Origin of the sequence: Wocania ichthyoenteri Th78, assembly GCF_000789235.1 — a bacterium.
Lineage (GTDB): Bacteria > Bacteroidota > Bacteroidia > Flavobacteriales > Flavobacteriaceae > Wocania_A > Wocania_A ichthyoenteri.
Genome location: NZ_KN525716.1, coordinates 2,657,432 through 2,675,939 on the forward strand (window position 1 = coordinate 2,657,432; position 18,508 = coordinate 2,675,939).

15 protein-coding genes and 2 pseudogenes are annotated in these 18,508 nt (G+C 31.5%); 13 read left to right on the forward strand and 4 right to left on the reverse strand.

Annotation, left to right across the window (positions count from 1 at the left end; genetic code table 11):
- Positions 1–9: 9 nt before the first annotated feature.
- From RG22_RS11530 to eno, 4 genes are all read left to right on the forward strand, one after another.
- Positions 10–1,002, forward strand: coding sequence for a DNA-directed RNA polymerase subunit alpha (locus RG22_RS11530; RefSeq protein WP_034043352.1), 993 nt, complete (start codon positions 10–12; stop codon positions 1,000–1,002).
- Between the two features lie 59 nt (positions 1,003–1,061).
- Positions 1,062–1,538: a 50S ribosomal protein L17 gene (gene rplQ, locus RG22_RS11535; RefSeq protein WP_034043360.1), complete on the forward strand. Its 477-nt coding sequence runs from the start codon at positions 1,062–1,064 to the stop codon at positions 1,536–1,538.
- A gap of 86 nt (positions 1,539–1,624) precedes the next feature.
- The gene (gene carA / locus RG22_RS11540) at positions 1,625–2,731 is read left to right on the forward strand and encodes a glutamine-hydrolyzing carbamoyl-phosphate synthase small subunit (protein ID WP_034043363.1); all 1,107 of its coding nucleotides are present in this window, start codon (positions 1,625–1,627) and stop codon (positions 2,729–2,731) included.
- Between the two features lie 152 nt (positions 2,732–2,883).
- Positions 2,884–4,176 (forward strand): phosphopyruvate hydratase, encoded by a 1,293-nt coding sequence (gene eno, locus RG22_RS11545; protein WP_034043366.1) that lies wholly within the window; start codon positions 2,884–2,886, stop codon positions 4,174–4,176.
- A 105-nt stretch (positions 4,177–4,281) separates the two neighbouring features.
- Here eno and RG22_RS11550 read toward each other — a convergent pair whose 3' ends face one another.
- On the reverse strand, positions 4,282–4,668 hold the full coding sequence (locus RG22_RS11550) for a hypothetical protein (protein ID WP_034043368.1): 387 nt from the start codon (positions 4,666–4,668) through the stop codon (positions 4,282–4,284).
- A gap of 326 nt (positions 4,669–4,994) precedes the next feature.
- Between RG22_RS11550 and RG22_RS11555 the strand changes: the two genes are divergently transcribed.
- The 3 genes from RG22_RS11555 to ctlX all read left to right on the forward strand — a co-directional run bounded on the left by RG22_RS11555 (position 4,995) and on the right by ctlX (position 8,457).
- On the forward strand, positions 4,995–6,281 hold the full coding sequence (locus tag RG22_RS11555; RefSeq protein ID WP_034043370.1) for a citrate synthase: 1,287 nt from the start codon (positions 4,995–4,997) through the stop codon (positions 6,279–6,281).
- Between the two features lie 144 nt (positions 6,282–6,425).
- Positions 6,426–7,340, forward strand: coding sequence for a dimethylarginine dimethylaminohydrolase family protein (locus RG22_RS11560; protein WP_034043372.1), 915 nt, complete (start codon positions 6,426–6,428; stop codon positions 7,338–7,340).
- 181 nt (positions 7,341–7,521) lie between these two features.
- On the forward strand, positions 7,522–8,457 hold the full coding sequence (gene ctlX, locus RG22_RS11565; RefSeq protein WP_034043373.1) for a citrulline utilization hydrolase CtlX: 936 nt from the start codon (positions 7,522–7,524) through the stop codon (positions 8,455–8,457).
- Positions 8,458–8,649: 192 nt separating this feature from the next.
- Here ctlX and RG22_RS11570 read toward each other — a convergent pair whose 3' ends face one another.
- The gene (locus tag RG22_RS11570; protein ID WP_034043374.1) at positions 8,650–10,725 is read right to left on the reverse strand and encodes a tetratricopeptide repeat-containing sensor histidine kinase; all 2,076 of its coding nucleotides are present in this window, start codon (positions 10,723–10,725) and stop codon (positions 8,650–8,652) included.
- A gap of 397 nt (positions 10,726–11,122) precedes the next feature.
- Here RG22_RS11570 and RG22_RS11575 point away from each other — a divergent pair, with 397 nt between their 5' ends.
- From RG22_RS11575 to RG22_RS11595, 6 genes and pseudogenes are all read left to right on the forward strand, one after another.
- A complete protein-coding gene (locus tag RG22_RS11575) occupies positions 11,123–11,323 on the forward strand; it encodes a hypothetical protein (RefSeq protein WP_034043376.1) in 201 nt (66 codons plus the stop codon).
- Between the two features lie 130 nt (positions 11,324–11,453).
- Positions 11,454–11,942 (forward strand): annotated as a pseudogene (argS, locus tag RG22_RS18250) (arginine--tRNA ligase domain-containing protein); the annotation flags it as partial.
- A gap of 495 nt (positions 11,943–12,437) precedes the next feature.
- Positions 12,438–13,610 (forward strand): annotated as a pseudogene (gene argS, locus RG22_RS11580) (arginine--tRNA ligase); the annotation flags it as partial.
- 62 nt (positions 13,611–13,672) lie between these two features.
- On the forward strand, positions 13,673–14,269 hold the full coding sequence (locus RG22_RS11585) for a SprT-like domain-containing protein (protein ID WP_034043379.1): 597 nt from the start codon (positions 13,673–13,675) through the stop codon (positions 14,267–14,269).
- Between the two features lie 60 nt (positions 14,270–14,329).
- A complete protein-coding gene (locus RG22_RS11590; RefSeq protein ID WP_034043381.1) occupies positions 14,330–15,424 on the forward strand; it encodes a mannose-1-phosphate guanylyltransferase in 1,095 nt (364 codons plus the stop codon).
- Positions 15,425–15,519: 95 nt separating this feature from the next.
- Positions 15,520–16,983, forward strand: coding sequence for a DUF389 domain-containing protein (locus RG22_RS11595; RefSeq protein ID WP_034043383.1), 1,464 nt, complete (start codon positions 15,520–15,522; stop codon positions 16,981–16,983).
- Here RG22_RS11595 and RG22_RS11600 read toward each other — a convergent pair whose 3' ends face one another.
- Both RG22_RS11600 and RG22_RS11605 read right to left on the reverse strand, forming a co-directional pair.
- Positions 16,984–17,751, reverse strand: coding sequence for an ABC transporter ATP-binding protein (locus RG22_RS11600; RefSeq protein WP_034043385.1), 768 nt, complete (start codon positions 17,749–17,751; stop codon positions 16,984–16,986). It lies immediately after the preceding gene.
- A complete protein-coding gene (locus RG22_RS11605) occupies positions 17,748–18,488 on the reverse strand; it encodes an MlaE family ABC transporter permease (RefSeq protein WP_034046025.1) in 741 nt (246 codons plus the stop codon). The genes RG22_RS11600 and RG22_RS11605 overlap by 4 nt, the downstream gene beginning before the upstream one ends.
- Between the last annotated feature and the right edge of the window lie 20 nt (positions 18,489–18,508).

The window sequence follows — 18,508 nt, forward strand, 5'->3', positions numbered from 1 at the left end:
GAAGAAAATATGGCAGTATTTAATTTTCAAAAGCCTGATAAAGTAATCATGATTGATTCTACTGATTTCGAAGGTAAATTCGAATTCAGACCACTAGAACCAGGTTACGGACTAACAGTAGGTAATGCACTAAGAAGAGTTTTGTTATCTTCTTTAGAAGGATTTGCAATTACATCGGTTAGAATAGAAGGTGTAGATCATGAGTTTTCAGCAATCGCTGGAGTAGTTGAAGATGTAACAGAAATCATCTTAAACTTAAAGCAAGTTCGTTTTAAAAGGCAAATTGAAGATATTGATAACGAATCAATTTCAATTTCAATTTCTGGACAAGAGCAAATTACAGCTGGTGATTTTCAAAAATTTATTTCTGGATTTCAAGTATTAAATACAGAATTAGTTATCTGTAACTTAGATCCTAAGGTTAACTTTAATATGGAAATTACAATTGAAAAAGGTAGAGGTTACGTGCCAGCAGAAGAAAATAAAAAAACAGCTGCACCAATAGGAACTATCTTTACAGATTCAATTTATACACCAATAAAAAATGTTAAATATAGCATTGAGAACTACCGTGTTGAACAAAAAACAGATTACGAAAAATTAGTTTTCGAAATCATTACAGATGGTTCAATTACACCTCAAGATGCTTTAACTGAAGGTGCTAAAACATTAATTCACCACTTCATGTTATTCTCTGATGAGCGTATCACTTTAGAAGCTGATGAAATAGCACAAACAGAGACTTATGATGAAGAATCACTTCACATGCGTCAGTTGCTTAAAACTAAATTAATTGACATGGATCTTTCTGTTCGTGCACTTAATTGTTTGAAAGCAGCAGAAGTTGATACTTTAGGCGACTTAGTATCATTCAACAAAAACGATTTAATGAAATTCCGAAATTTTGGTAAAAAATCATTAACAGAGCTCGAAGAGCTTGTAAATGTTAAAGGTTTAAACTTCGGGATGGATTTATCAAAATACAAACTAGATAAAGATTAATTAATCATATTTTGCTCCTCGCAAGTCGAGTTTGGTAGCAAGATGATAAAACAAATGTCATGAGACACGGAAAAAAATTCAATCATTTAGGCAGACAAACTGCTCACAGAAAATCAATGTTGGCAAATATGGCTTGTTCTTTAATAGAGCACAAACGTATTAACACAACAGTAGCTAAAGCAAAGGCATTAAAGCAATTTGTTGAGCCAATGATTACTAAATCTAAAGAAGATACAACGCATAACAGACGTATTGTTATGGCTAAACTAAGACAGAAAGATGCTGTAACAGAATTGTTTAGAGATGTAGCTACTAAGATTGGTGACAGACCAGGAGGTTATACAAGGATTATTAAACTTGGTAATCGTTTAGGTGATAATGCAGATATGGCAATGATAGAGCTTGTAGATTACAACGAAATTTACAACGCTGGAAAGAAAGAAAAGAAAACAACTCGTAGAAGTAGAAGAGGAGGTTCTAAACCTGCAGCTGCTCCAGTTGTTGAGACTAAAGCAACAAACGAGGAAGAAGAATAAATGTTAATAAGCATTTAAAATATAAAGGATAAACTATTTTAGTTTATCCTTTTTTTTATGCAATTTTGTAAAACTTTTTTTTAAATATGAAATATCAAAAAAGACAAAAAGCCATCGTACTTCTAGCTGATGGTACTATTTTTTACGGTAAAGCAGTTGGTAACAAGCAAGGAACAGCATTTGGCGAAGTATGTTTTAATACAGGAATGACAGGCTACCAAGAAATTTTTACAGATCCGTCGTATTATGGTCAATTAATGGTTGCTACCAATGCACATATCGGAAACTATGGAACCAATAAAGATGAAGTAGAATCAGATTCAATTAAAATTGCAGGACTTATAGTAAAAAACTTTAGCTATGAATACTCAAGAGATATTGCAGATAAATCATTAGAAGACTTTTTAGAAGACAATAACCTACTAGCTGTATCTGATGTAGATACCAGAGCATTAGTAAGTTATATTAGAGATCATGGAGCAATGAATGCCGTTATTTCTACAGAGGTTGATAATATAGAAGGTTTAAAAAAACAATTGGCAAAAGTTCCAGAAATGAATGGTTTAGAGTTGGCATCAAAAGTATCAACTAAAGAGCCTTATTATTTTGGTGATGAAAATGCTACTTATAAAGTAGCTGCTTTAGATATTGGAATTAAAAAGAATATTCTCAGAAACATAGCAAATAGAGATGCTTACATTAAAGTGTTTCCTTACAATGCGAAATTTGAAGATTTAGAAGCGTTTAAACCAGATGGTTATTTCTTATCAAATGGACCAGGAGATCCTGAACCGCTAATAGAAGCTCAAGACGTTGCAAAAGAAATTATTAAAAGAGATTTACCATTATTTGGTATTTGCTTAGGGCATCAAGTTATTGCATTAGCAAATGGAGTGTCTACCTATAAAATGCATAACGGGCATCGTGGGATTAATCATCCTGTTAAAAATCTTAAAACAGGAAAAGGTGAAATTACTTCACAAAATCACGGATTTGCAGTTAATAGAGAAGAATCTGAAGCACATCCAGATTTAGAAATTACACATGTGCATTTAAACGACCATACGGTTGCTGGTTTAACTATGAAAAATAAAAATTGTTTTTCGGTACAGTACCATCCAGAAGCAAGTCCTGGACCACATGACTCCTCTTATCTTTTCGACCAATTCATAGAAAACATAAAAAAACAATAACCTAAACGCCTCAAAAATATTATCTTTTTTTGAGGCTTTTGTTTACTAAAACGTTATAGATGTATTTTTGCGAAATTCTTCAAAAACATCTAAAATAAAACGATATTTAAGCGTAAATTTGAAGTAATTAAACGATTAAAAACAAACCAATTATGAGTATTATAATTAATATCCACGCAAGACAGATTCTAGATTCTAGAGGGAATCCTACAGTTGAAGTTGATGTAGTAACAGAAAATAACATATTAGGTAGGGCTGCTGTACCATCAGGAGCATCAACAGGAGAGCATGAAGCAGTTGAATTACGTGATGGCGGAAATACTTATATGGGTAAAGGTGTTTTAAAAGCTGTAGATAATGTAAACTCTATTATTTGTGATGAGTTGATAGGTGTTTCAGTTTTTGAACAAAACCTTATAGATAAAATAATGATTGACTTAGATGGTACACCAAATAAATCAAAATTAGGTGCAAATGCTATTTTAGGCGTGTCTTTAGCGGTAGCTAAAGCAGCAGCTAGCGAGTTAAACATGCCATTGTATCGTTATGTAGGTGGTGTTTCTGCAAACACATTACCATTACCAATGATGAATATCATTAATGGTGGTTCGCATAGTGATGCTCCAATTGCGTTTCAAGAATTTATGATTATGCCGGTAAAAGCTAAAAACTTTACACATGCCATGCAAATGGGAACTGAGATTTTCCATAATCTTAAAATAGTTTTACATGATAGAAATTTAAGTACTGCTGTTGGTGATGAAGGCGGATTTGCACCAAACTTAGAGGGCGGAACCGAAGATGCTTTAGATACAATAGCTAAAGCAGTTGAAAACGCTGGATATAAATTTGGAGACGAAGTTAAAATCGCTTTAGATTGTGCTTCTGCTGAGTTTTTTGTTAACGGCAAGTATGATTATAAGAAATTTGAAGGTGATACAGGTGTTATAAGAACAAGTAAAGAGCAAGCTGAATACTTAGCTGAATTAGCATCTAAATATCCAATTATTTCTATTGAAGATGGTATGGATGAAAACGATTGGGAAGGTTGGAAATATTTAACTGAATTGATTGGTGATAAAGTACAATTAGTTGGTGACGATTTATTTGTAACAAATGTAGAACGTTTATCTAGAGGAATTGAAGAAGGTATAGCTAATTCAATCCTTATTAAAGTAAATCAAATCGGTACATTAACTGAAACTATTGCAGCGGTAAATATGGCACATAATGCAGGTTATACCTCGGTAATGTCTCATCGTTCTGGAGAAACCGAAGATAATACAATTGCAGATTTAGCTGTGGCTTTAAATACAGGTCAAATTAAAACAGGTTCTGCATCTCGTAGTGATCGCATGGCTAAATACAATCAATTATTGCGTATTGAAGAAGAATTAGGAGAAGTTGCTTATTTTCCTCAAGAAAAAGCTTTTAAAATTAGGTAGATAAGAGTAAATAATTTAATATTAAAAAAGAGATGTTAAGCTTTTATGCTTAACATCTCTTTTTGTTTTACAAATAACCTTTTTAAATACGAATTGGCTAATATTTTAATTGCCTTGCCCACCACCATGATCTACACATCCTTGTGGAACGATGTCACTAGATGAATCGTTATTAGCATCCTTTACCATTAGAACACCACCATTGCAACCAAAAGAAAGAGTTGTAGTTGTACTTGAATAAGTTGTTTGTAGTAAGGTGTTTCCTTTATACCATTTGTAAGGAGCTGTTCCTCCAGAAGGTGTAACATCTACTTGACCATAAGGTCCAGTTCCTTGCCAAGTGAAACCAAGGGAGTATGTACTTGATGAAGATGAACTGAAAGCATAATGGTTGTTAGTAATCTCTTTATTTTGCTCTATATTATTAGAGTAAACAAGAGCCACGAGAGATAAAGCAAAAATAGGTAATATTAATTTTTTAATTAACTTCATGATATTTAGTGTTTTAGATTGTTAAATATTACAATTTAAAATATTTTTGTAAGAAAAATGTTAATACACTGTTAAATAATAAGATTATGCCTGTTAAAAATATGTTAAATAAAAAAATGTAATATTCTTTATATATCAGAATATAATTATATAATGAGTTGTTTTATCTTTTTTAAATATCATGTTTTCTAAATAAATTATCTAGGTATAAAGAAGTGACCTAATATTCATTAAAATAAATATTTATTATAACTAGAACAAATTGATAAACTTGTCTATTTTTCTTAAATTTACAGTTCGAATAATAATTTTAGTAAATTACATCAATGTCAGATAAAGCTACGTTAGAAGTTAATGGTGAAAAACACGAGTTTCCAATAGTTGTTGGAACAGAAAAAGAAGTTGCAATAGATATAAAAACATTAAGAAGTGTAACAGGAGGTGTTACAACTATTGATGCGGGTTATAAAAATACAGGTTCTTGTGAAAGTGAAATTACATTCTTAGATGGTGAAAAAGGAATTTTAAGATATCGAGGTTATAGTATTGAAGAATTAGCAGAGAAAGCAGACTTTTTAGAAGTCGCTTATTTATTAATATTTGGAGAGCTTCCTACAAAAGAACAACACGATAAATTTCATGCAGATATTAAATCAAAATCTGTTGTGGATGATGATGTAAGAAAAATTATTGATGCTTTTCCAAAGACCGCTCATCCAATGGGCGTGTTATCATCACTTACAAGTGCTTTAACAGCTTTTAATCCGTCCTCGGTAAATGTTGACTCTGAAGCAGATATGTATAATTCTGTTGTGAAAATACTAGGGAAGTTTCCCGTATTAGTAGCTTGGACTATGCGTAAAAAACAAGGGCTTCCTTTGGATTATGGGTCTAATTCTCTTGGTTATGTTGAAAACGTTTTAAAAATGATGTTTAAGCAACCTAACGAAGATTATGTTCAAAATAAAATAATAGTAGATGCATTAGATAAGTTATTGATTTTGCACGCAGACCACGAACAAAACTGTTCTACGTCTACAGTAAGAATTGTTGGTTCATCGCATGCTGGATTATTTGCTTCTTTATCAGCAGGTATTTCTGCATTATGGGGGCCACTTCACGGGGGTGCTAATCAAGCAGTACTTGAGATGTTGGAGGCTATTAAAGAAGATGGAGGCGACACTAAAAAGTATATGGCAAAAGCTAAGGATAAAAATGATCCATTTAGATTAATGGGCTTTGGTCACCGTGTGTATAAAAACTTCGATCCTCGTGCCAAAATTATTAAAAAAGCTGCCGATGAAGTACTTGCAGATTTAGGTGTAGAAGATCCTATTTTAGAAATAGCAAAAGGATTAGAACAAGAAGCATTAAACGACCCTTATTTTGTAAAAAGAAAGTTATACCCTAACGTAGATTTTTACTCTGGTATAATATACAGAGCTATGGGTATTCCAACAGATATGTTTACAGTAATGTTTGCATTAGGGCGTTTACCAGGCTGGATTGCACAATGGCGAGAAATGCGCTTAAGAAAAGAACCAATAGGTAGGCCAAGGCAATTATATGTTGGAGAAACATTTAGAGCTTTTAAAACCATAGATAAAAGATAAATAGGTAACTTTAAAATATTTTAAAGCTTCATATAAATTTATATGGAGCTTTTTTATTTTTATACTTTTTTGAAGAATAAATAATAGAAGAATATTTTTGATGAGAATATCGAAAAAAAAGAATATATTTTTTACGTTTGCATCATGTTGAAATTGAATATTAAAAATGAAACCTCTCGGTTACGAGCCGTTGTTTTAGGTACAGCAGAAAGTAATGGTCCAACACCTAAAGTTGAAGATTGTTACGACCCAAAAAGTATCGAGCATGTTATAGCAGGAACTTATCCAAAAGAAGTAGACATGGTTAAAGAAATGGAAGCTGTAGCGGCTGTTTTTAAAAAGTATGATGTAAAAGTGTACCGACCAGAAGTTATAAAAGACTGCAATCAAATATTTTCGCGCGATATTGCTTTCGTTATTGAGGATAAAATTATTAGAGCTAATATTTTACCAAACAGAGAAGAAGAAGTTGAAGCTATAAGGTATTTATGGAATCAAATTGAAAATGAAGATCGAATTATTTTGCCAGAAGAATGTCACGTAGAAGGTGGCGATGTAATGCCATGGAACGACTATATATTTATTGGTACCTATTCAGGTGATGATTATTCAGATTATATTACAGCACGTACAAACATGGATGCAGTAATAGCTATACAAGAGTTGTTTCCAGAAAAAACGGTAAAAGCTTTTGAGTTAAGGAAATCTAATACCAACGCAAAAGAAAACGCATTGCATTTAGATTGCTGCTTTCAACCTATTGGAACAGATAAAGCGATTTTACATAAAAACGGATTTTTAGTAGAAAGCGAATACGAATGGTTATTTAATTTCTTTGGAAAGGAAAATGTATTCGAAATTACTAAGGAAGAAATGTATAATATGAATAGTAATATATTTTCAATTTCTGAAGATATTATTATTTCCGAACAAAATTTTACACGTTTAAATACATGGTTGCATGAACAAGGTTTTACAGTTGAAGAAGTGCCTTATGCCCAAATTGCAAAACAAGAAGGTTTGTTACGTTGTTCTACAATGCCTTTAATTCGAGATTGATTTTTAGAAGGCTCATTTAATGACTCGGTATGAAATCATTTTAATGTTTTATTATCTAATGTTAAACGGATTCAGAAAATTTTTCTTATAAAATCAAGCTTTCTATTATAACTTAAAACATATTCCAAACGTATTTTATAATGCAAAATAGTTATACTTTTGTAACGAAATTTTTTAACAAATGCAACAGACTACAAACTCTATATTAATGATTCGTCCTATAAATTTTAGGATGAATGAGCAAACGGCAGTAAATAATTATTACCAAGAACCTATTGATGGTGTATTGCCCGAAACTATTAATGCCAAAGCGCAAAAAGAATTTGATGCTTATGTTGATAAACTAAGAGGTATTGGCGTACATGTAGTGGTTGTAAATGACACCAAAGAATTTGATACACCAGATTCAATTTTTCCAAATAACTGGATATCGTTTCACGAAAACGGAAATGTTGGTTTATATCCTATGTTTGCAGAAAACAGACGTTTAGAGCGACGTGAAGATGTTTTATTTCAGTTAGAAGAAGAAGGATTTGTAATTAACCAAATAGTAGACTATACAAGTGCCGAAGATGAAGATGTGTTTCTTGAAGGTACCGGAAGTGTTATACTAGATCGTGTAAATCGTAAAGCCTATTGTGCGCTATCACCTCGAGCCGATGAAGATTTATTTATAGAGTTTTGCGAAGATTTTGAATATACGCCTGTAATTTTTACAGCAAACCAAACTGTTGCCGGAGAACGTATGGCTATTTATCACACCAACGTTATGATGTGTTTAGGCGAAACTTTTGCTGTAATTTGTCTGGATAGTATTGATGATAAAAAAGAACGCAAAAACGTTATCAATCATTTAAAAGAAAACGGTAAAGATATAATAGATATTACCGAAGCTCAGGTTAATAGTTTTGCAGGCAACATGTTGCAGGTAAAAGGCACAAATAACGAATTGTTTTTAATAATGAGTCAAGCAGCATATGATTCGTTAACAGTATCTCAAATAGAACGATTAAAGAAACACACTAAAATAGTATCGAGTTCTTTAGATACTATTGAGACTTGTGGTGGTGGTAGTGCACGTTGTATGATGGCGGAAGTGTTTTTGCATAAAATTTAATTTGCAAATAGGTTGCGGTTAGGGATTGATGCGGCATCCATTTTTTGAAAAAAATAATATGCACTCTATTAGAAACTAAAATTTAACTGATTGTCACGTTGTTCACTTCTCGCAATGACGTAAAAAAAAGATATAGCGGAAAGCCCGACCTTTAGGTAGCACCCTAGACATAAAACTATTTGGTTTGAAATTTTAAGCTGATGGTTTAGATTTTGGTAATTGTACATAAAATGTGCTGCCAACATTTTGAGTGCTTTCTACCCATATTTTACCATTATTAAGCTCTATTAACTCTTTACAAATAGAAAGCCCTAAACCTGTACCTTTTTCGTTATTAGTACCCATGGTTGTGAAGGTGTTGTTTTTAAAAATCTTTTCTATGTTTTGTTTAGAAATACCAACACCAGTATCGGCAACACTAACAATGCAGCTACCATTACTTATATGATTTGAAATGGTAATAGTATCTCCGCTTTTGCTAAATTTTAAGGCATTTGCTAGTAAATTCTGAATTACAATTTCAAACATGCTTCTATCGGCATAAGCAAAATCGCGTAACGAACGGTCTATAAGTGTAATGCCTTTGTTTTCTAAGCGTTGCTCAACTAACTTTACTTTGTCTTCAAACACTTCTTGAACATCAAACAGGCTTGGTTTAGGCTCTAGCGAATGCATTTGAGATTTAGACCAGTTTAGTAAATTAAACAAAAGTAAAGAGGCGCTATTGGCGTTTTCGCTTAATTCTGGAATTAGATTATCAAACTCCTCACGAGAGAGCGAGCCATCTCTTAGTAAATCGATAAAGCCATTAATGGAGGATAAAGAATCTTTTAAATCGTGCGATACAATAGAAAACAATTTGTCTTTTACATTGTTTACGTTTTCTAGATGTTTTGTTTGTTCTTTAAAAGCTTCGTTTTGTAGTTGAATCTTTATATTTTTTTCTTCAAGCTCTTGGGTGTATTTTATAGTACTATTTCGTTTTAAATAAATTAATACTAAAAAGGTAGACACTATTGCAAGTGCTGCTAGTAATGCATAAAAAATTAGTTTAAGTCTGTCAAATTTTTGTTTATCTTCTGTAGCGGTAACTTCGTTTATAGGTTCTGTTTTGGTATCGTTTGTTATTTGTATTTCTTTGTCAAAATTAGGGTCTAATTCTAGTTTAGGCGTGTCATTAGTTTTTAAGTTTACACTTATACTATTTTTATTTAATTCGTTTTTTAATTTGTAATATTCACGTTGCCAAACAAAAGCTCTATCAAATTTTCTTTTAGTAGAATCTAAAGCTTTCATTAATTTATAATGCCTTAATAGTTCATTTTTATTATCAAGTTCTTTAGCAATGGCACCAGCTTCTCGTAGTTGTTTTTCGGCTAAAACTAATCTTTTTTGTTGTAGGTTTAAGTCACCAAGATTATTTAACACTGTTAATAAACTAGATTTATCTTTGCTTCGGATATTTATATTATAGCCTTGTATTAAGTACTTAGTGGCTTTGTCATAATCATTAAACTTTAGGTATTCGCCACCTAATTTCGGAAAAACACTTCCGCGAATAGAATCGTTATCTGTATCTACATTTGCTAGTACTTTTTCGTAATACTCAATAGCTTTTCTGTGCTCTTTTTTAGTAGAATATAACTTCGCTAAATAGCTATTAGATTCATTTATACCTTTGGCATCATTTAATTGTGTTTGTATTTCTAAAGCTTTAAGATAGAATTCTATAGCCTTGTCAAAAGCATTAATGTTATAATAGGCTTTTGCTAAATTACTATATGATAGTTTAAGTTCGTTTGTAAAGTTTCGCTTTTCTAATTCTTCTATGGCAGATAATGAGTATTGTAAGCCCTTAGCATAATTACCACGTTTTATTTCTAGTAAACCAATACTATTGTTAACTTTTGCAACACCAAGAGCATCGTTTAATTGACGAAATAAAGTTTTCGATTTTTCATATCCACTAACTGCGTTTATATAATCATTTTTCTGTGCATAAATTAAAGCTTTATAATAAGCTACTTCAGCAATACCTTTGTGATAATTAAGGTTAGTTGATAGCTTTTCGCTTTCAATAATGTATTTAATTGCTTTGTCAAAATCATTTATTTCAAAAAGTAATTTTATGATTTTAAGAGAAGTGTCTACTTTTAAGCTGTCTTGATCTTGATAAGCTAATTGTATGGAAAGACTGTCTAGCTCTTTGGTTTGAGTAAACCCTGAGCAAACAGATAAAAATATAATTAACGTAATTATTTTCCTCATACAATATCTAAATTACACCAATAACAAAGCAATGATATAAAGAGGCTTTATTTGAGGGAAATAAAGATTACTCTATTAAGCTGTAATATTTGTTAGTTTAAAATAGTCTTCAAATTTTGAATACTAATAGCTTTACCGAACAAAAGTTGTAAAAAGACATGCATAAAGCTAATTTCTGCGTTTTAATACCAAAAAATTAGATAAAAAGAGTGCTAAAAATTTATGAAAAAATCGACGAATAGATTAACGGCATAAAACATGGAAAAACGACACTTTTATCGACGAAATACATCTTTTTTGTTTTTTGTTTTTTTGTTTGCTTTTAAAGGCTTGTAAAGTTTATTTAATACCATGATTAAAATATTTGTTATCTTGATAGAAATTAAACTAATTTAGTATGAACAAAAATGTAAAAATGATTCTTTTAGTAGTAGGCGTTGTATTAGTAGGCTACGGAATTTATACTTTAGTTGCTCCAGAAGCTGCAGTTAGTGTCGGCGGTTTTAGTGTAGAGGCGCAAGATAACACAAACTCTTACATAACAATTGCTTTAGGTTTAGTAGCAATAGCTCTAAATTTTTTAGGAGGAAAAAAGTAAAAGCTGGGGTAAATAATTATTTTTAAGTTAGATTACTTTATAGGTAGTTAGGCGTTTTGAATATTGGAATTAATTAGACTTTATAAATTAATAAATATCCTATCTTTGCTCACTTAAAAAGTTATAGTAAATGAGCCTTCAGGAGATATTATCCAACCACGTAAAACAAGCTATACAAACAGCATATAATTTAGAAATTGATACTGTAGAATTTCAAGCCACCAGAAAAGAATTTGCAGGAGATATTACGGTTGTCATTTTTCCAATGCTGCGTTATATTAAAGGAAATCCTGTTCAAATAGGCGAAACTATTGGTAACTATTTAGTTGAACATATTGATGATGTTAAAGCATTTAATGTTGTAAAAGGGTTTTTAAATATTGAAATTAACGATGTGTATTTCACACGTTTTTTTAATGACACTCTTGAAGATGAAAACTACGGGTTTTTAACTGTAAATAAAGACGCTAAAGCTGTAATGGTCGAATATTCTTCACCAAACACCAACAAACCATTGCATTTAGGACATGTAAGAAACAATTTGTTAGGTTACAGTGTTGCCGAAATTTTAAAAGCATCCGGAAAAAAAGTTTATAAAACGCAAATTATAAACGACAGAGGGATTCATATTTGTAAAAGTATGCTGGCTTGGAAAGAATTGGCAGATAAAGGAAATGATGGTAAAAGAGAAACTCCTGAGACTACTTTAAATCCAGAATTGAGAAAAGGCGATAAGTTAGTTGGGCATTATTATGTAAAGTTTGACCAAGAATTTAAAAGTCAACTTGGAGCACATTTAAAAGAAGTAGGTCATTCTATTCAAGAAAAGCTTGATGAGCAAGAAAAAATAGGTAAGTTCAATTTGTATGAGGCAATAAAAGATGCTGAACTTTCTGAAGAATATTACACAGCGATTTCTTTAGCCTTAAAAGAATTTTATAAATATTATAACAACATCAATGATGAAGAATTTAAAAATCTAATAGGTAATAAAAAATATTCTGATTTAGATTATATTTTTGTTGATTTAAATTTGAAAAATTTTTTAGAATCCAGGATAAAATTTATAGAAATCTTTAGAACTCTTTATAGTTTTGATAAACCGACTAAAACTGAACTTGACAAATATGAAAGAAAAGTTCAAAAACTTTTAGAAGAAAAATTTACTTCAATAGTTGAAATTTTACAATCTGCCCAAAACATGCTTTTAAAATGGGAAGCTGGTGATGAAAAAGTAGTGGCACTTTGGAAAAAAATGAACGGTTGGGTTTATGAAGGATTTGATATTACTTATAAAAATTTAGGAGTCGATTTTGATACGCTTTATTACGAAAGTAATACCTATTTATTAGGAAAAGAATTTGTTGAACAAGGCTTAAAAACAGGTGTTTTTGAAAAAGAAAAAGATGGATCTGTTTGGTGTGATTTAACCAATGAAGGCTTAGATAAAAAAATAGTACAACGAGCAGATGGTACTGCGGTTTACATGACCCAGGATATTGGTACGGCCATACAGCGCATTAAAGATTTTCCAGATGTTGGCGGTATGGTTTACACGGTTGGTAACGAACAAGATTACCATTTTCAAGTCCTGTTTTTAATACTGAAAAAATTAGGGTTCGATTGGGCAAAAAACCTCTACCATTTAAGCTACGGAATGGTAGATTTACCAAGTGGAAAAATGAAAAGTAGAGAAGGCACTGTTGTTGATGCTGACGATTTAATTGATGAAATGGCTAAAACCGCTGGAGAGATTTCTGAAGAATTAGGAAAACTTGATGGCTACTCTGAAACTGAAAAACAAGAACTTTACAAAACCATTGGTTTAGGCGCTTTAAAATATTACATTTTAAAAGTAGATCCTAAAAAACGTATTTTATTCGACCCTAAAGAATCTATAGATTTTCAAGGAAATACGGGGCCTTTTATTCAATATACCTATGCAAGAATTCAGTCCATAATAAGAAAAGCAGGTTTTGATTATTCAAAACCAGTAAATGATATTGTTGAAAGGCCTTTACACAGCAAAGAAAAGGAGCTTATAAAACAACTTCAATTATTTCCAGAAGTTATTCAAAATGCAGCGACGCAACATAGTCCAGCATTAGTCGCCAATTATACGTACGAGTTGGTTAAAGCATTTAATTCATTCTACCAAAACGTATCTATTTTAGGAGCAGATAATGAATTGGATAAACTATTTAGAGTACAACTTTCAAATAAAGTCGCTTTAACTATTAAAAATGCATTTAGTGTTTTAGGCATTCAAGTTCCCGAAAGAATGTAATAATTCCTTTGAAAAATGAATCTCAATAAAAGAATTGCATAGGATTTAACTATTTTAGTATCATGCAAAATGGGTTACAAAATTACATTCCGCAAGAGGCAATATCGCGAGTTTTAAAACTTTTAGAGCATGATAACTTGACGGTTAAAATTAAAAATGAGCGTAAAACACGTCATGGTGATTATAAGCAATTACCAAATGGGAAGCATCAAATTACAATAAATGCAAATTTGAATAATTATAGGTTTCTTATAACATTAATTCATGAAATTGCTCATTTCGAATCCTATAAAGAATATAATAAATTTATTAAACCACACGGTTTAGAATGGAAACGCACGTTTCAACATTTAATGTTACCGTTTTTAAATCCTAATATTTTTCCGAATGATTTGTTGCCGCTTTTAGCAAATCATTTTAAAAATCCAAAAGCATCAAGCGACACTGATATTAAATTAGCGTTAGCATTAAAGCAATTTGATGCACCAAATGATAAAAATTATGTTTTTCAAGTGCCTTTTGGAGAGGATTTTAAATTGTACAATGGTAAAATATTTAAAAAAGGGAATAAACGTGTAAAACGATATGAATGCGTTGAGGTTAAAACAGGAAAGTTGTATCTTTTCAATCCAAATGCTGAAGTAGAAATATTAAGTTAAAATCAAAATTTACACTTATTTAAAAATAAATATTAGTGAATTTGTGGCAAAAGAGATAGTATGAAAAACAAAAATTATTACGCCATATTAATGGCAGGTGGAGTAGGTTCTAGGTTTTGGCCTGTAAGCACAGCAGAATTTCCCAAACAGTTTCACGATATGTTAGGAACAGGCGATACACTTATTCAAAAAACATTTAATCGCTTAGCGCATTTAATTCCAAAGGAAAATATATTCATTTTAACCAACGAGCGTTATAATGATTTGGTTTTCGAGCAACTTCCTGAGGTTACAAAACGACAAGTGGTTTTAGAACCAGCAATGCGTAATACAGCACCTTGTATTTTGTATGCGTCGTTAAAAATTCAAAAAGAAAATCCAGACGCAGTTATGATTGTTGCACCGAGTGACCATTGGATTGAAGATGAAAAAGCATTTTCTAAAAATGTACAGCAAGCCTTCGATTTTTGTGCTAAAAACAATGCTTTAATGACACTTGGTATCACGCCAACATTTCCAAACACAGGTTACGGTTATATTGAATACAATTTGGAGCCTGAAGCTCTCGAAGACGTTTATATAAAATCGGTAAATCAATTTAGAGAAAAACCAGATTACGAAACCGCGAAAACCTTTATTGAACAAGGAAATTTTTTATGGAATGCTGGTATTTTTATGTGGAGTGTTAAAAGTGTAGTTGCATCATTTAAAAATAATCAACCTACATTATATGCTTTATTTAAAAACGGAATAGGTGCTTATAATACCGATTTTGAAGACGATTTTATTCGAGATAATTACGCTAAAGCTGAAAATATTTCGGTGGATTATGCCATTATGGAGAAATCAAAAAATGTATTTGTAATTGCCGCAGAATTTGATTGGAACGACTTAGGAACTTGGGGAAGTTTATACGATAAATTAGATAAAGACAGCTCAGGAAATGCAGTTGTGAATTCCAGAATTTTAACAGAAGATGCATCAGGAAATATGATACGCACCAAAAATGACAAGGTTGTTGTGGTTGACGGTTTACAGGATTATATTATTGTTGATAAAGATGAAGTTTTGTTAATTTATCCAAAAGCAAAAGAGCAAGATATTAAAAAGGTGCTTCAAAAAGTGAAAACAACTTATGGCGACCACTTAGGGTAGACTGGTCTAAATAATATTGTTTATAGAGATTAAATAAAGCAAACTGCCTCAGATTTATTTTTTATATTCGTGTATTAGTGACTAAAATTATATAGATGGAAGAAAATAAATTTAATTTTTCAGAAGAAGAAAATATTAAAGACAAGGCAGTAGAGCAATCTAAAGAAGCAGTTAGGAAAGATGCAAGAGGATTATGGCTGAGCATTAAAACGTTTTTTAGTGAGCTGTTAGATTTTCGAGACGATACCGATAGAGATGCTACTATTGAAGCTATTAAAGGTGATATTCCATTTAAAGGGGCAACTGCTTGGATTTTAATTTGTTCCATTTTTGTTGCATCGGTTGGTTTAAATGCGAACTCAACAGCAGTCGTTATTGGAGCTATGTTAATTTCTCCACTAATGGGGCCAATTTTGGGTGCCGGTATGTCTATCGCTATTAACGATATCGATACGCTTAAAAAGTCCTTAATAAATTTGGCAACTATGATAGTGTTAAGTTTATTAACTGCATTTTTATTCTTTAAGTTTTTTCCGTTAAGTGAGGATACTTCTGAGCTTTTAGGTAGGGTACAACCAGATATTCGCGATGTTTTAATAGCCTTTTTTGGAGGTTTAGCCCTCATTATTGCACGTACAAAGCGCGGTACAATTGCATCTGTTATTTTTGGAGTTGCTATTGCTACGGCATTAATGCCTCCGTTGTGTACTGCTGGTTACGGATTAGCAAAAGGGAATTGGGAGTACTTTTTAGGTGCTATGTATTTGTTTACTATTAACACTATTTTTATAGCTATGGCTACTTTTTTAGTACTTAAGCTTTTAAGATTCCCAATGCTTAAATATGCTAATTCAGCTAAACGAAGACGCATATCTAGATTTGCCATGATGCTTGCCATAATTGTTATGATTCCTGCAGTTTGGACCTTTTTAAACGTATTAAGCGAAAGTAATTTTAATAGAGATGCTAGTGATTTTATTGAGAACGAACTTAACGCATTACCACATACAGATTATTTAAAAAAGAATGCAGCATATAAATATATTGATAAAGAGAATTCAACTATAGAGTTAAATACCTTTGGTTTAGATGAAATACCAGAATCTACCATTGCGCTTTTACAAAGCAGTATGAAAGATTATAGCGCTTTATCAAATAGTCAATTAATCGTTAATCAGAATAAATCTAAAAACTTAGATAATTTTAGATATATGGAAGAGCTTCGTACGCGCGACTCTTTAGATTTATTATCTCAAACTCAAAAAATAGAGTATCTGGAAAATAAGGTAAAACAACTGTCTAAGTTAGAACGTAACTATATAGCTTTTGAAGAATTAACTAAGGAAGTAAAAATTAATTATGAAACCATCGAGCAGTTTTCATATTCTAATGTTATCAATTCTAATTTCACTAAAATGGATACCTTATCAGTGTTCTCGGTAAAATGGATAGATTCTTTAACTAAAGAACCTGCAAGAATAAAGGATAAAGAAAAGTTGGAAAAGTGGTTGAAACTAAAGTTGAATTTAGATACTTTGGTTGTAAAGCGAGTTAATTAATTACTGATTTTCTTCAATATACATTTTACGCACTTTTTTAAATAAGTTTGAAGAATATACAAAATCGGTAACAACTTTGTTATCAGTTTTAAAAATGGTTTCTTTAGAGCCTTCCCATGCTTTTAAGCCATCTTTTAAAAACACGATTTTTTCGCCAATTTCCATTACCGAATTCATATCGTGCGAATTAATAACGGTAGTTATTTGATATTCGTCTGTAATTTCTTGAATTAAATTATCAATAACAATTGCCGTTTTTGGGTCTAACCCAGAATTGGGTTCATCGCAAAATAAATATTTAGGATTATTTACAATGGCGCGTGCAATAGCAACTCGTTTTTGCATTCCGCCAGAAGCTTCACTTGGCATTTTGTTATGCGCATCATCAAGATTTACACGTTTTAACACAAAGTCTACACGATCTTCCATTTCGCTTTTGCTTTGGTTGGTAAACATTTGTAACGGAAACATAACATTTTGTGCAATTGTCATAGAATCAAACAAAGCACTGCCTTGAAAAACCATGCCAATTTCGGCTCGTAAATTACGTTTTTCATCTTCGGTCAATTGCGAAAATATTTTTCCATCATAAGCTATTGAGCCTGCTTCGTATTCAAATAAGCCTAATAAACATTTTAAAAAAACAGTTTTACCAGAACCGCTTTGTCCAATAATAAGATTGGTTTTACCCTTTTCAAAAGACGTGCTAATACCTTTTAAAACTTCAACGCCACTAAACGATTTATGTAAATTTTTCACCTCTATCATTGCCCTAGCATCATATCAGTTAATATATAATTCAATAAAATAATAACTACCGCAGTCCATACAAAAGAGGTTGTACTTGCTTTTCCAACTTCTAGTGCGCCACCTTTCATATAATACCCATGAAACGATGGAATAGTGGCTAATACAATAGCGAATATAAAAGTTTTTATAAAAGAGTAAATAACATGGAACACTTCAAAATCGGTTTGTATACCAACAATGTAATCTGCTAAAGTTGAATAGCCTCCATAAACACAGGCGGCCATACCGCCTAAAATGCCTAAAAACATACCAATAGCAATGGCAAAAGGATATAACATTAACGCTATAGTTTTAGGGAAAACAAGATAATTTAAAGAGTTTATTCCCATAACTTCTAAAGCATCAATTTGTTCTGTAACACGCATTGTGCCTATACTTGACGTTATAAAAGAACCTACTTTACCAGCCATAATAATAGAGGTGAATGTTGGTGCGAATTCTAGAACAACAGACTGTCTGGTAGCAAAGCCTACAAGGTATTTTGGAATTAATGGGTTGTCTATATTTAACGCTGTTTGTATGGTTATAACGCCGCCAACAAAAAACGATATAAAAGCAATTATACCGAGAGAACCAATAATTAGGTCATCAATATCTTTTAAGATTAGTTGTTTCATAACACTCCACTTAGTGGGTTTGCGAAACATTTCTGCAATCATTAAAAAATAAGATCCAATATTATGAAGGTAAGTCATATAAAAATTTGTTAGTGCTA